This window comes from Psychrobacter immobilis (genome assembly GCF_003148585.1).
GTDB lineage: Bacteria > Pseudomonadota > Gammaproteobacteria > Pseudomonadales > Moraxellaceae > Psychrobacter > Psychrobacter immobilis.
Genome location: NZ_QGGM01000001.1, coordinates 172,893 through 188,147 on the forward strand (window position 1 = coordinate 172,893; position 15,255 = coordinate 188,147).

The window sequence follows — 15,255 nt, forward strand, 5'->3', positions numbered from 1 at the left end:
CCCTGTCGCACTTACGATAGATAATGAGCTTACAGAGACGGTGCTCATCAAAGGGATTCACTATATACGTCCGTTCGATGATCATAGTATTTTATACGTTTGAGAGGAAAACGAGAAAGATATGCGTACTAGTGAGACTGGCGAGCTAACATGGGATAATATTGATTTTAATAGGTACAAATACGATACTGGATATATTTCTAAGGTTTTGCCCTTCTCTCCCGAAATGGATATTGAATTTCCTATATAATGTGAACCATCTCTTTGTTGATAACCCCTTTAATTTAGGCTTTTTTCTTAGTAAAAAAATGCTGCTTATCAGGTAAAACGGTGCTTTATGTTTAACGCTTCCTCAACTCGTTTAAATAAATACATCAGCGAAAGCGGTATTTGCTCCAGGCGAGACGCTGACCGCTTTGTTGAACAAGGTAATGTATACATCAATGGTAAGCGTGCTCAAGTAGGCGATCAAGTGGTTGCTGGAGATACGGTAAAAGTCAACGGGCAACTCATTGAGCCGCGAGAGGCGGATGATTTTGTGTTCATTGTCTTGAATAAACCCGTAGGTATTGTGAGCACCACAGAAGCTTCAGAAAAAGATAATATCGTTGATTTCGTTCGACATAGTACACGTATTTTTCCAATTGGACGTTTGGATAAAGACTCTCAGGGTTTAATCTTTTTGACCAGTAATGGTGATCTGGTTAATAAAGTATTACGTGCTGGTAATAACCACGAGAAAGAATATTTGGTGACGGTGAACAAGCCGATAACAGATAGTTTTATTGAGGGTTTAGCTGGTGGCGTGCCAATGCTTGGGAAGATGACCAAGAAATGCCAGGTTACTAAGGTGGCACCCACCGTGTTTAACATCACGCTAGTGCAGGGTTTAAACCGCCAAATTCGTCGTATGTGTGAGCATTTTGGCTATGAAGTGGTGAAGCTTGAGCGTACGCGGATTATGAATGTCAGTCTTAAAGGTACTCCCGTTGGAGACTGGCGAGATTTAACCGAAAAAGAGTTGTCTGTTTTACTTAAGTCCATAGAAGGTTCTTCTTCAGATGCCAGTAATCCGGGCAAGAAATCTCGTAATGCGCCACGAAAAAATGCTCGTACTGATGATTCATCAAAGACAAAAACGTCCTCGAAATCAGCGGGGGCAGCAAAGGGCAATAAAAAACACGCCAAGGATGATGCTAGAAAACCAGCGGGTTCTAAAGGTAAAGATAGACGTCCTTTTGGTAATGGCAAGAAGGCTGTGGGCAATGGCAAACCTACTACAAATGGTAAGCGCCCTGCAAAAGGTCGAAGTTCTAAGCGGTAGCAGTATCGCGACTATAGATTGATGGTTAATGGTTAACTAATTAAGACAGCTGATAAGAAATACTGCACAAAAAGCCAGACAACTTAAATTGTCTGGCTTTTTTGTGGTCTGCAGATTTTCTCAACCAAATATTTTTTATTATAAAGCCAACTCATAACTAGGATGTGTCTTCACGAAGTACCGTTGGTATGGGCGGACTAAAAATAGCAAAGTCTAAGACAGTTAGCAGATGTCATTGTTTAAAAATTCGATTATAGTAGATATCGAATCATACATTTAAAAGTTGAGGACAAAATAATGAAGACACTAAGTTTATGTATTGCAGCAGGACTAGGTTTAAGCGCTTGTGCTGGTGGAATGACAGGGAACACGGGTCAAAACAATAATGTCAATGGTATCGTCACTCAATACCCTGTTGAGACTGCCATGCTCAACATCTATACCAAACAACGCAGTGATAAATTAGTTGCGGTTGTCGGCAGTCAAAGCGTGTCAGCAGAGATTCAAGTGACGCCTAAAGGCAGTATGGTATTTAATAATAAGTCTGTACAAGGTACCGAAATAAACACCATTAATAAGATTAATAATCAAATCACCAATCAATCAGTCGCTATCAATTACTTCACCCTGAATCCACTGATATTCCATGGTTTTACAGACGGTACAGGTAAATACTCACTATCTAACCAGACGACCACCATTCCTAAAATGGCGACGGTGGGCGCTTCTAGTAAGCTACTGACGGAAAATGTCTATGCCGATAGTAGCATGCGTAACAAGATAGGGACTTATAACCAAGACTGGTCTTTGTCGCGTGATACAAATAATACCGCATGGTTCTGTATAGAAACCTCAGGCAATCTATTACTCAGCTTTGACCCTACAGGCACTTCATCAGAATGCTACAAGATCAATGCCAAAGGCGATATTTTAGCAAGCAAAGTGACACTGAGTCAGCCTAGTAGTAATGGTAGTACTAAGACGGTTACTTTAAACAGTCAGTAGCTATTATCATGGTGACATGCCCTTTATCATATAGCCTTGCTACATAGCTTTCGTCACATAGCATTTATTACATAACAACGAAACAAAAAAATAGCGCCTAATATGGGCGCTATTTTTATATCAGTCAGCTGAACGATTAAGAACGATGTCCATGAGTATGCTTAGCTTGATACTTGCTTTTTGCTTTGAGATGAGCCGCTGGTTTTTTTGATTGATGCTTTGATACTACTGCCTTTTTCTTCACATGCTGATGTTTATTATCAAACTTTGCATTGACCTTTTGATGCTTCACTTGAGCAACATGATGTTTAGCAATTTGCGGCGCAGCACTTGCTTGGCTAACCATTGTGAAGCAAGCAGTAATGGCTAGGATTGAACTTATCATTATTTTTTTCATTATTTTTTCTCGTATAAAGTCATATTAGTTATGAGGTGTGGTTGAAACTGCCTTACTCAATATCGAGTAAAGCATTCACGTGATAAAAAGCATCATGATAAAAATCTGCTCTATCGACAACGAGAATGATAAATGATTCAAACGTTAAGTAGATTTATGAAGATTGAAGAAAGGTAACCTTAATGAGGGAAGGTTTCTTAAGTGGTACGCTATAAGCGTCATATTGGCGCTTTTCTAGACGGGCAAGTAATAGCGAATGAAAAGATATCTTATATATAGCTTAGGATGACTGGCTTTGGCATATTTTTTATAAAGCGTAGACGTTGTCACGATACTTTCATTTTCACCCTATAAAATGCGTTGATTATTCAAAGCCATTGACGATATGCCGCATCACAATAAAGTCTTTTAAAGAGTAAAGACCAAACTAAGCAGGCGAGATAAGTATTCTGCAAGAGTCGTTGGAGTTGGGATTTTTTTAAAGTAGCCAACTGATGGCCTTCTGAATAGCAATTTTGAAATAACTGAGAATCGATGTAATGAACCATTACTTATATTTGACAGATTATGAAAAAAACTTGATTGATAGTGCTTTGCTCATTCTGATGAAAAAAAACATCCAATATAGCGATCAATCAAAAGAAAACTCAGTGCAGCAATACTATCAAGATTTTAATCTCACACTTTTTGAGCTATGTGCAAAAATAAAAGCACCTGATTTTGATAAGCAAATGGATTTATCCTCGAAAGAAATCAAAGCAATTAAAAAAGCCCTAACCTCACTGTATGACCGTATCTATCAAAGAACCCTTAAAGACATAAAGAGCAATCAAGAAGGTCACTATAAGAGCTGTAAGTTACAGATTATAGAGTTAGAGAGAAAAATCGATATTATCGAAAAAAACAATATAGAGAGCAATAGTTGTTAAAGTGTTCTCTTTTACCGAAAAATCTCACTATTTTTAAGTCGCTAGCACCATCAATATTGGTCGCGTAAAATAAAAAATCGCACTCCGCATTACATTAGCCTATCTTTTCCGCTGGGTTTTATTAGCTCTTTCCCATTTGCTTGGTTATCGTATAGCTACTTCAGTCATATAGTCTTCTCAGTACAAGATGAATAGGTACAGCAAAGGATAGTACGACAAATTAAAGTACGGCAAATAGCAGGCTGAGCAAACATGACGACGCTGTGACCGATTTCTCTAGAATGCCCGATATATCTCTATACAAGACTTGTAAAGAGCATACCCCTTGTCTTAGAATGGCATTGTTAATGATAATGTCTATTTTGTTAAGTATTCTTTCTAAAATGCTTTAAACTGACGTTTCAAGTTAGCACACCTCCTTACTTATAAATGTTACCTATGCATCATCAGCATGCTGGTAATACGATGACCCTATCATGTCTACTAAGCGCCGTAAGCTTGTTTTACGATATTCATCACCGGTAACGATGTGGTTCGGCATGTTGGTCGCATGTTTTGCTTGGATCATGCACATCACGCTGTTGCTCACACCTCTGTGGGATGATAATGCCCACTTAGGTCATGGTATCTGTGCAGAGCTTGCACCGATTGTATCGGCAGCTAAGCAGTATGAGCAAATACAGACTGATATTGCGCAAACAAATCACAACATACCCATTGATAGTGCCGCTCGTCATTTACTTCATCATAATGCATCCCTATCTTTAGCATCGCCTGCGACCGTTAAGCCAGTCATAACGGTTGACGCCGCACCTTCACAGGAAGCTTTGTATAGCAAAGATAAGGTTGAAAGCTCTGAATCTAACCCTGCTGCCGTAAAATACACTGGCTGTGACCTTTGCACTGCCATGTCTGCGGCACTATTGCCAGTCGCTTTTACACATACTGACTCGGCTTTGATTGAGCTGTCTATTGTCTCAGTCACGTTTTTGTATCGCTCACATACCTACTCTCCTAGTAATTTTTTACGACCCCTCGCACGCGCTCCTCCAGTCACACTCACATAACTATCTACATTTATAGTCCAATATTTTTAGGGCGTGTCCTCATTTTAAAAATGGTGATAAGCATGAGATAAATTGCTGTCAAACAAGGAAAGTAGCGCAAATAATATCGAGATATTAATAAGCTATTTGATGATGTTTGGCAAAATTTAGCCATTTTTAGCCCATTTCGAAAGTAATCAATTGAATTGGGGACACGCCCTAGAGCATTAGTGACAAGGCTCTCAATCAACGCGCTCATTTGACGCTCTGATTGAGGCACTTGTATGCGTTTGCCTAAAACATTGCGCTCAAAACTGTGCTCATAATATTGTGCTCAAAATGCTATCTATTTATATCGGAAAATATTCAGTAAGCACCTAGTCTAAGTCAATAAATGGCTTGGCTGACATTACAGCTTGGTAAAAACTGAATAACCGATTTCATAAAATATTTTTGCGAATTTCTAGGAAAGTAAGATGTTATCTTCATCAATGAATGCTGTACCTATTTTAAAACTAAGTGTTTTAGCTTTGTCTTTATTGCATATCAGTAGCGCTTATGCAGATTCCACAACCGTAAAGGCGCACATGCCTACTACGGATGATGAGCCACATATTCAATTGCCAGAAATCGTCGTTTATGCGACAGCAGCGGATAAGCGCTCTAGTACCAAGGCACTTGGGACAGCCGCCACCCTTGATCAAAAATTTATTAGCAGCAAACAAGTGGCAAGCAGTGATACAGCCACTATACTGACAAAAATACCCGGTCTAAATGTACAAAGTGCCGGTGGTATCTCAAACCTGCCCGTGATAAGAGGCTTGGCGGACAACCGTCTGCGTATCTTAGTGGATGGCGTTGACTCAATCGCCTCCTGTCCAAACAGTATGAACTCACCCTTGTCTTATATTGCGCCAAGCGCTATAGAGAAGACCACCGTCTATGCAGGTGTGACGCCTGTGAGTGTCGGTGGTAATAGTATTGGCGGTACTATCGTTGTCGAAACAGCAGAGCCTATGTTTTCAACGGATAGCGACATATTAACCTCAGGTGAAATCGGCACATTTTATCGTAGTAATGGTGACGCTTATGGTGCCAATGTATCTACCACAGCAGCAAACGAGCAGCTTAGCCTCACCTATAAAGGCAGCTTTGCGCAGGCGGATAATTATAAAGCTGGTGGTGATTTTAAATCTTATACAGAGACAGGGAACGCTGGTAAAACCTTAGCGAAAGACGAAGTTGGTTCAACCGCCTATGAAAGCAAAAACCAGTCAGTAGATGTGGCTTATAAGAACGGCAATCATCTGCTACAAGGCACTTATTTGTGGCAAAACGTCCCAAAAGAGTTATATCCAAATCAGCGGATGGACATGCTCGACAATCAGCTTGACCGCATTAATTTGCGCTACAAAAGCGAGTTAAATTGGGGACAGTTAGAAGCACAGGCCTATCATGAAGATGTCGATCACTATATGAATTTTGGGGAAGACAAACAGTTCTTATATGGTAATGCCAAAGGTATGCCGATGTACACCAGTAGCGAGACCATCGGTGCCAATCTTAAAGGTATTATTGATTTAACCAATCAAAGTACGCTCAATATAGGTGCTGAATATCAAGACTACACGATCGATGACACGTGGGCGGCATCTGGCGACGGTATGATGTCGCCAAACGACTTTCAAAATATCAACAATGGTCAGCGTCAGCGTATCAGTATCTATGGCGAATGGGAAAAAGACATCTCATCTGACTGGAGCACCCAGCTTGGCGCTCGCTATGAAAACGTACGTACCAGTGCTGATGAAGTACATGGCTATCAAATCGATGGTCAAAACAATATGACCAATCAGCTGCGAGATAGCGCTAACTTTAATGCCAGTGACCGCCGAACCACCGATAACAACTTTGATATTACTGCACTCGCACGCTACGACATTGATTCACAAAAAAATCTAGCCTTAGGTCTGTCGCACAAAGAGCGCACGCCAAGCTTATATGAACGCTATACTTGGTCCACTTGGAAAATGGCGGCCATCATGAATAATACCGTTGGTGACGGTAATGGCTATTTTGGTGATCCTAATCTACGCCCAGAAAAATCCAACACCCTATCTGCCACCCTAGACTGGCGCGGTGCTGATGATAGCTGGGGCGTTAAAGCCACTCCTTACTATTCAAAAATTGATGACTATGTCGATGCCATACAGTGGAATCCCATGGCAAACACAGCAGCTAGCACTCAAACAGCTAATCAATATAATGTGCTGCGCTATACCAACCAAGATGCCGAGATATATGGCATGGATATCTCAGCCAATCGGGAGCTGGCAGCAAATGCTTGGGGGTACTGGGATATAGTAGGGTCGTTAAGCTATACCAAGGGGAAAAATAAAGACAGTGGCTCAGACTTATATAACATTATGCCATTCAATGGCAGTGTGGCCCTGAATCGGGAAAATAACGGTTGGACAAACCAAATCGAAGTGGTGGGCGTCGCGGCTAAACATGATATCTCAACCCCTCGCAACGAAATTAAAACGGCGGGTTATGGTCTCTTAAACCTCAGTACAGGCTATCAGTTTAAAGAGGTAGCAATTGAGGCTGGTATCGATAACGTATTCGATAAAAACTATGCCCTACCTCTAGGAGGCGCATACATGGGTCAAGGCAAAACCATGTCGATGAATGGCGAAATAGGTAGCGGTTCTAATTGGGGTACTGCCGTTCCTGGCGCGGGACGATCATTGTATGTGGGTGTCAACTATAAGTTCTAGGTGTCATTAAGATAGGTCATTCACTGACTAACATAATGATTAAACCTTCAACAGATTTTATTTATCTTATATTTTAGGAAGCACCTTCATGACTATGGCACTATTAATTGCAGCATTTTTAATGGGATTTTTTGGTTCGCCGCATTGCTTAGGTATGTGTGGCGGTATCGTCACCGCATTCGGACTATCGATGAAAGAAACCAGTCCAGCAAAAAAACGCGGCCTCATTGCGACTTACCATTTGGGGCGCTTACTCAGTTATGCCCTACTGGGCTTAATTGCTGGAGTGATTGGCACCACAGTATTAACCCCTCTGATGGTTGGCAACAGCACACCTCGCATTCTACTAGGGTTGGTCTTGGTATTTGTAGGATTAACCATGCTAGGGTTGCCTTTTTTGAACAAGCTTGAACGCCTTGGTATGCATTTTTGGCAAGCTTTATCACCTCTGCGGCAGAAAGTATTCCCCTTAAACACCTTTCCTCGAGCATTAACAGCAGGTTTATTATGGGGATTTTTACCTTGTGGTCTCGTTTATGGCGCATTACTTATTGCGGTCGTCGGTCATGACCCGCTCACAGGTGCCGTGTTAATGTTTGTCTTTGGTCTAGGAACCGTACCCATGCTCGTCGCTACGCACGGAACGGTCAACTGGATGCGCAATCAAATCGGGCGTTTGCGCTTAAGGCAAGTGAATGGCGTAATCATGATGTTATCTGGCTTAGCCGTCATAGCGGTGCCGATGATCATGGCCAATATGCATGGTGGACACGGGAAAATAAGCCATGAGCAAATGAATCACGAGCAAATGAATCACGAGCAAATGAATCACGAGCAAATGAATCACGAGCAAATGAATCACGAGCAATAAAAACGTCTCTCATGTACATAGGAGGCAATGATATTTTAAACTATGGATAGGGCATTTTTAGCGTGCCCTATTTTTTTATCTACTAATGCGCCAACCTCTGAATTTAGCAAAGAAACCTTTTAGCCTTTCAGAAAAGTTAAAAGCCTCTGACTCCGGCACTTCTTCAACATGATGACGAGCTGCCAGTATCGGCTGCTGCACCAATCTTTCGTGATGATCAAAAGCACGATCAAGACTGATACTCATGATAGAGAAGTTAGTCGGACGTGGTAGACAGCGATATACCTGACCCCTATTAATTAAATCAATGACCATATGAGCATCTTTGAATTCAGTCAACATCAGCACCATCAGATCTGGCTGGATATTTTTTAAGGCATAAACGATGGGCGTAATATTTTCTTTATTGAGCGTCGAATCTGTAATCGTGACACCAAAGCGTTTTTTTTGTAATAACTTTGCGGCCTGTTCAAGGTTACTCGCCCAGCTCACGGTATAAGCGCTCTTAAAATGACTTTTTATTTGTTGATACACACTTTCATCATCGTCTAATACCAATATATTGCGATTGCTAACCGTGCCACTATTAACACAGTTTTGAGTTGCATCATTTTCCATAGCGTTTTGTGTGATTTCTTGCGTTTGCTGAGCAATTTCTGTGGCTTTATTAACGATTTTTTTGAGTTCGTCATTTTGCCATGGCTTAGTGATATAGCGATAAATTTCGCCCTCATTCACAGAATCCATCACGGCATTTAGATCCGCATAACCAGTTAACAAGATACGAATAGTATTTGGTGAAGCTGCTTTGATGTCACTCAATACTTCTGTACCTTGCTTATCTGGCATGCGTTGGTCGCTGATGACCACTTGTACTTCATTCGTGCTGACATATTCCATTAGCTCAGTGGCATCGGTAGTAATAAATACGTCATGTGACTGGCGAAAATGCATTTTTAAGCTGCGCAAGATACGCGGCTCATCATCGATAAAAGCGATTTTTGGTTTTTGCATGACGCTCTCTTTAAATAAATGGTTGGAAGTCTCTCAACTTTCAAATAAGGCTTGCGAAGGTTTCTTTTCATGAACGATAGACTGTATCGGTAGCATGAGGGTAAACGTCGTGCCCGCGCCAACGACTGAGCTAACCTCAATGCGTCCACTATGTTGTTCGATGATTTGTGCCGTAATGGCCAATCCTAAACCTGTGCCATCGCCTGCTTTTTTAGTGGTAAAAAACGGCTCAAAGATATGCGTTAAAATATGCTCTGCGATACCGACACCATTGTCTATAATGCGTACTACGATATATTGCTGCGCCTCATCGACAGACGAGCTGACTTGCAATGTCCCTTTATGATCTGGCGGTATGGCTTGCGCGGCATTATTAAATAGGTTTAGTAATACTTGGTTAATTTGTGAAGGATTACACTGAATGAGCGGCAGCTCGGCTAGATTGGTTTTGACGTCTAAGGTTTTTAAATTATTGCGAGCCATAATCAATGAGGTATTGATGCAATCATTGATATCGACATCTTTTACTTTGGATTCGTCTAGTCGAGAAAAGTCGCGCAAGCTGACGACCAGTTCAGCAATTTGATCGACGCCATACAGTCCGTCTTTAATCAAATCTGCCAAATCTTCACTGACTTCATCTTCTTTGATTGCCTCGCAGCATTGTAAGGTTTGCTCTATTAGCTGCTTGACTTGTTCTTGATTGATAGTTGGCGCTTTTAACGCCTGCAATAATTGATCGGTATGCTGTAGCATCTCATCAAAACGAACAAGATTATCGCCGACCAGCTCCATGTTACTACGCACATAGCCCAGCGGCGTGTTGACCTCATGTGCCACGCCTGCCACCATTTGACCTAATGTCGCCATTTTTTCGGAACGTACCAGATGCACTTGTGAGGCTTTCAACTCATCCATGGCTTGCTGCAAGTCTTGGGTGCGGGCAGCGACTTGTTTTTCTAAATGAACGTTGATTTCGGCAAGTGCGCCTTCGTTTTCGACGACGCGGTCGATCAGTTGATTGGTCTGCTCGCTGATGATTTGAATCTCGCTAACATTTGAGTGTGGCAGTTTAAGCGCGCTTAATTGTTGGTATTTTTTTTGCTCAATTAATGCACCCATATCAGCCACTGACTGTGCCATGTGCTTTAGCGGTCGCGTAAAGTAGCGGCGAAACACCCACGCGGTCAACAACAGGATAGGAATAAAACCCAGTAGCATGGTTTGAATCAGCTGGTTCGACAACGCATTTGCCACGCTCATCATGTCATTATTGGGCTTGACGATAACCATCTTCCAATAGGTAAATGGCATGCGAAACACAAAGGCGGTGGCGGGCTGCTGCAACACAAAGTCATTGGGCACAGCGATGGTCTCAATCAAGTGACTGTCTACCAGATTAAACGTTTGGTCAATATTCAATAGCAGCAATGCTGACAGCAACTTGGATTCTTGTTCGCTTATTTTATTCAGATTGGTCGTACTCAAAATACTACGTGCCGCGAGCGTATAACGACTCTCATCTTTGTTAACAGCCTCATCGATGAGTGTTTGATTAATGCTATCTAGGCTGTCCGCAATAGGGACAAAGCTAGGATGTTTCTCGGCCAATTGATGCGCGGTTACCATTTCACCTTGCGGATTATCTTTAGTCGCTTGCGTGACCATAGATTGATCAGGAAAGGTCAAAAATCGATTGTCCAAGTCTACCAAAAAGACATAACCACCCAGCTTATCTTGCCACTTTTTCATGGCCTCATCGAGGTTATCTAATAGCAGATTAAAACTCACTACCCCATCAAAAGCCTGATTGCGACTGTCATACAATGCCTTGGCACACGTCATCATCGGCTGATTGCTTTGCGGATCAACATACGCACGGCTCCAGACACAGTGGTCATGGCGTGCGTACATCGCAGGAATGTACCACCACTCTCGATAATAAGGACTCGGCGTTTGGCGCACTTGATTATACTGCTCTAACGGCTGCATGTTGCCTGCGTCATCCCGCGCCCACACAAACGACTGCCGCTCTCGGTTTTGAGCGTACATATTTGGATCAAACCACACGCCACCGCCCACAATCCGTTGATCGGTTTGTTGCATAAGATTACCAAAAGTTTCTCTATAAAGGCTGTCTTCTTTTGGCAAGCCGCCCGCCATCGCACTGGTTGCCTTTGCCAGTCCGTCAACATGGCTGATATTCGCCATAATGCTATTAATGGCTTCGTTACCCGTTTCAACCACTGTCTCTGAGGTCATCTCCAGTATGCGCGGCTTAGCTTGGGTTTCGATGACCCAGTACACCATCAGGATAATTAGTAAAAAAGCCAATGCTAAAATAATCAGCATGCGTGTGGAAATACTACCAAGCCGACCAGCAACACTCATAGATAAACCTTATATTGATGCGTCTACCATCATCAATGCATCACTTAATGAATAAAGACACCAGTGATACGAAACCACCATTTATAGTGGGCTCAAGGATACGATGCCGTCATGACAATATGATGACAAAAGTTTTGTTTTCTTATCTGTTGACTAGCACCTTTTAATTAACAACAGTTAGCTTGCCGTTGGTAAATACAACCTTGTACTCATTTAGCGCTGCTCTCTTTTTATCATCAATAACATCATGCAGCTTATTGAGCGCATATAGTCAGAGCACTTTTAAACCGCTACGGTGTTACCCGCCCTATATGTACTCAGTGTACTATCTGTGGTCGGTCGCCTTGTAGCGATTCTAAAATTCCTTGACTATAGCTGTACTATCAGCCATTGCAAGGCACAAAAAAGCCACTTATTGTTTAAGTGGCTTCTTCATATTCAAGTCAGTCGCTAATTTTTCTATTTATGTCATCAATATCTCTATGATTATAGAGTCTACCAAGTTTATCTTGTTCTGTACTGTGAAATTTTATAAATATGTTATATTAATAATACTAATATAGAGGGCGTGTTTGTATTTTATATAATGTCGCGGATCTCCGTCACTTATCACTGATTGCAAAGCTTGTCTGTTGTACACTCAGAGCTTGATATCACTCGCTCATACAGCTATTTAACTAACCCTAAAGAAAGAGGCTCACAAAGTCTTTCTCTTTTAAATATTAAAGGAAAAGCGATGCGTCCTTTGTTTTTTAGTACTTTGTGCTTAACAAGTAGTCTTTCACTAATGGCTTGTAGTAGTCATCAACCAACCACGACAAAAGAATCAGCAGCTATCATTAACAACACGGCAAAAGAGAACGCTGACGAACAGCTAAGCATGGAGCCGTCCAGCCCCGAAGAACCGTTATCAGCGTTCACCGCTTTTGGTAATACAGAAAAAAGTTGGCGCACAGTAATTGATGGCAACCAACTCAGCATTGAAGCAGATTTTTTGAAACCAACGACCATCGTTGTCTCTCGTTCGACCTATGCCGAAGGTGTGGAATACGTGAGTACCGTTAGCGGCAAACCTATTATTATGAATATAAATAGCCAGATTTGTACCGATGATAATGGCTATCAGAATGAATTTACGGTGACGTTAACTTATGATAATAAAAGCTATCAAGGTTGCGCCGTTGCTGGAGCGTATGAAACAGCACCTACGTAATGGCATAGAATTTATTGTGGTTAGCAACTATCATAAATAGTCAGCCATTAGCCAATGGATAACGCATAATTTGGCAAATAAGTACTTATATTACTTTCAACCGATGTCATTATTGTTTAATAGAAAGACACTATAGTCTGTCTATAAACCCTTCATTTTAGTCAAATAACCTTTTATATCAGTCTTACTCAATAAGGATGAACCTATGAAAATTATAAAGACTCAAATCAATAATCCGGTAGACCACGACACATTTATCCATCAGCCTGATGCCAGTAAAACCCGTGTAGCAAACATACCAGGCAAACGCTTACCCTTCCCTGATCAAATTGGTAATTATCAGCGCAATATTGGGACGCCCACTGACGCTTATCAGGACAGTAAGGTTTATATTGTTGGGGGCGGTATTGCAGGTTTGGCCAGTGCTTATTACTGCATCCGAGATGGCAAAGTACCCGCTGAAAACATTACCATTTTAGAGCATCTTGACGTGGCAGGTGGCTCCTTAGATGGTAGCGGCAATCCTGAGACGGGTTATATGGTGCGCGGCGGTCGTGAAATGGATTTCACTTACGAAAACTTTTGGGATTTATTCCAAGATATCCCCGCTCTTGAAATGCCTGCGCCTTATAGCACCTTGGATGAGTATCGCATAGCAAATGACACCGATCCCAATTACTCTATTGCACGCCTGATCCATAAGCAAGGTGAGATAAAAGACTTCAGTCAACTGGGATTGAGTAAAGCCAACCAACTCGCTTTAATTCGTTTGCTATTAAAACCTAAGGAAGAGCTAGACGATATCACTATTGAAGAGTATTTTGATGACAGTTTTTTGAATAGTAACTTCTGGACGTTTTGGCGAACCATGTTTGCTTTTGAAAACTGGCATAGCTTACTTGAGTTTAAGCTTTATACGCATCGATTTTTACACGCATTGGACGGTCTAAACGACATGTCTGCGCTGGTATTCCCAAGATACAATCAATTTGATAGCTTTGTTAAGCCACTACAAAATTATTTAAAAGATAAAGGTGTGCAGTTTCAGTATGACACGCTCGTTACCGATTTAGACATTGAATTTGAGCATGCTGATAAATTAACAGGCACCAAAAAGGTCAAAGCCATCATCACGGAGAAAGCGAGTGAGCAAACCACCATTCCTATGGGTAGCAATGATTTCGTCATCGTGACGACTGGCTCCATGACCGAAGATACCCGCTATGGTGACGATAATACTGCACCGACGCTGGACTTCACAAAAGACAGCATGGGGCAATCTTCTGGTTGGAAAGTATGGAATAATCTGGCTAAGCAATCTGACGTCTTTGGTCACCCAGAAAAATTTAATCAGCATGTGGATAAATCTGCTTGGATGTCGGCGACGTTGACCTGCCAGCCGTCTGCCTTTATTGATAAGCTCAAAATCCTGTCTATCAACGATCCTTATACGGGTAAAACAGTGACCGGTGGCATCATTACGATTACGGATTCAAACTGGCTGATGAGCTTTACTTGTAACCGTCAACCGCATTTCCCTGATCAGCCAAAAGACACGCTAGTCGTATGGCTATATGCCTTGTTTATGGATAAAGAAGGCAATTATGTAAAAAAACCCATCCCAGAATGTACAGGCAAAGAGATCTTGAGCGAACTCTGTCATCACCTTGGCATCCTCGATGATATAGAGAATATCATGGCCAATACCATCGTCAGAACGGCTTATATGCCCTACATTACCTCGATGTTTATGCCCCGTGCTAAAGGCGATCGTCCTGAGATAGTCCCTGATGGTTGTGTCAATATGGGTCTAGTCGGTCAGTTCGTCGAGACACATAATGATGTGGTATTTACCATGGAGAGCTCTGTTCGTACTGCTCGTGTCGCAGTTTATGAGCTACTAAATGTGCAAAAACAAGTCCCCGATATAAACCCATTACAATACGATATCCGTCAATTACTAAAAGCCGCGAATACACTCAATGATGGTAAAGGTTTCATCGGCGAAGGTCTATTAACTAAGCTCCTTAAGGGTACTTATTACGAGCACATATTGCCAAAAGCCAATCAATCCACCAACGGCAATGACTCAATATTTACTCAGCAGTGGGAGGCAATCAAAGGGCTTTGGCATAAGTAGTTCCCGCATCAGTAATGTTAGTTTTGATAAAAGCAGCTTTGATAAAAATGGCTTTAGTAAAACTAATGACGAAGAATAAAAGCGATAACGCTCTAGGGCATGTCCTCATTTTAAAAATGGTGATAGAAATAAGATAAATTGCCGT

The 15,255-nt window shown here is 41.7% G+C and carries 11 protein-coding genes; 8 read left to right on the top strand and 3 right to left on the bottom strand.

Going from position 1 to position 15,255, the window contains the following annotated elements; translation table 11 throughout:
- The first annotated feature begins 337 nt into the window (after nucleotides 1-337).
- Together rluF and C8D84_RS00780 are read left to right on the top strand one after the other, a co-directional pair.
- On the top strand, nucleotides 338-1,324 hold the full coding sequence (gene rluF / locus C8D84_RS00775) for a 23S rRNA pseudouridine(2604) synthase RluF (protein WP_109589303.1): 987 nt from the start codon (nucleotides 338-340) through the stop codon (nucleotides 1,322-1,324).
- 297 nt (nucleotides 1,325-1,621) lie between these two features.
- A complete protein-coding gene (locus C8D84_RS00780) occupies nucleotides 1,622-2,329 on the top strand; it encodes a hypothetical protein (protein WP_109589305.1) in 708 nt (235 codons plus the stop codon).
- A 136-nt stretch (nucleotides 2,330-2,465) separates the two neighbouring features.
- Here the strand turns inward: C8D84_RS00780 and C8D84_RS00785 are convergent, their stop codons facing one another.
- The gene (locus C8D84_RS00785; RefSeq protein ID WP_109589307.1) at nucleotides 2,466-2,726 is read right to left on the bottom strand and encodes a hypothetical protein; all 261 of its coding nucleotides are present in this window, start codon (nucleotides 2,724-2,726) and stop codon (nucleotides 2,466-2,468) included.
- Between the two features lie 578 nt (nucleotides 2,727-3,304).
- Between C8D84_RS00785 and C8D84_RS00790 the strand changes: the two genes are divergently transcribed.
- The 4 genes from C8D84_RS00790 to C8D84_RS00805 all read left to right on the top strand — a co-directional run bounded on the left by C8D84_RS00790 (nucleotide 3,305) and on the right by C8D84_RS00805 (nucleotide 8,352).
- Complete coding sequence (locus C8D84_RS00790; protein WP_146192876.1) at nucleotides 3,305-3,655, top strand: hypothetical protein; 351 nt, start codon at nucleotides 3,305-3,307, stop codon at nucleotides 3,653-3,655.
- A 476-nt stretch (nucleotides 3,656-4,131) separates the two neighbouring features.
- On the top strand, nucleotides 4,132-4,722 hold the full coding sequence (locus tag C8D84_RS00795; RefSeq protein ID WP_146192877.1) for a hypothetical protein: 591 nt from the start codon (nucleotides 4,132-4,134) through the stop codon (nucleotides 4,720-4,722).
- A 455-nt stretch (nucleotides 4,723-5,177) separates the two neighbouring features.
- Nucleotides 5,178-7,481 carry a TonB-dependent receptor gene (locus tag C8D84_RS00800; RefSeq protein ID WP_109589313.1) on the top strand — a complete coding sequence of 768 codons (2,304 nt, stop codon included), beginning with the start codon at nucleotides 5,178-5,180 and terminating at the stop codon, nucleotides 7,479-7,481.
- Nucleotides 7,482-7,569: 88 nt separating this feature from the next.
- Nucleotides 7,570-8,352 (top strand): sulfite exporter TauE/SafE family protein, encoded by a 783-nt coding sequence (locus C8D84_RS00805; protein WP_109589315.1) that lies wholly within the window; start codon nucleotides 7,570-7,572, stop codon nucleotides 8,350-8,352.
- 75 nt (nucleotides 8,353-8,427) lie between these two features.
- Here the strand turns inward: C8D84_RS00805 and C8D84_RS00810 are convergent, their stop codons facing one another.
- Nucleotides 8,428-9,366 carry a response regulator gene (locus C8D84_RS00810; RefSeq protein WP_109589317.1) on the bottom strand — a complete coding sequence of 313 codons (939 nt, stop codon included), beginning with the start codon at nucleotides 9,364-9,366 and terminating at the stop codon, nucleotides 8,428-8,430.
- Nucleotides 9,367-9,399: 33 nt separating this feature from the next.
- Nucleotides 9,400-11,757: a PAS domain-containing sensor histidine kinase gene (locus C8D84_RS00815; RefSeq protein WP_109589320.1), complete on the bottom strand. Its 2,358-nt coding sequence runs from the start codon at nucleotides 11,755-11,757 to the stop codon at nucleotides 9,400-9,402.
- Nucleotides 11,758-12,493: 736 nt separating this feature from the next.
- Here C8D84_RS00815 and C8D84_RS00820 point away from each other — a divergent pair.
- Together C8D84_RS00820 and C8D84_RS00825 are read left to right on the top strand one after the other, a co-directional pair.
- A complete protein-coding gene (locus C8D84_RS00820; protein ID WP_109589322.1) occupies nucleotides 12,494-12,970 on the top strand; it encodes a hypothetical protein in 477 nt (158 codons plus the stop codon).
- 205 nt (nucleotides 12,971-13,175) lie between these two features.
- The gene (locus C8D84_RS00825; RefSeq protein WP_109589324.1) at nucleotides 13,176-15,110 is read left to right on the top strand and encodes an oleate hydratase; all 1,935 of its coding nucleotides are present in this window, start codon (nucleotides 13,176-13,178) and stop codon (nucleotides 15,108-15,110) included.
- The last annotated feature ends 145 nt before the right edge of the window (nucleotides 15,111-15,255 follow it).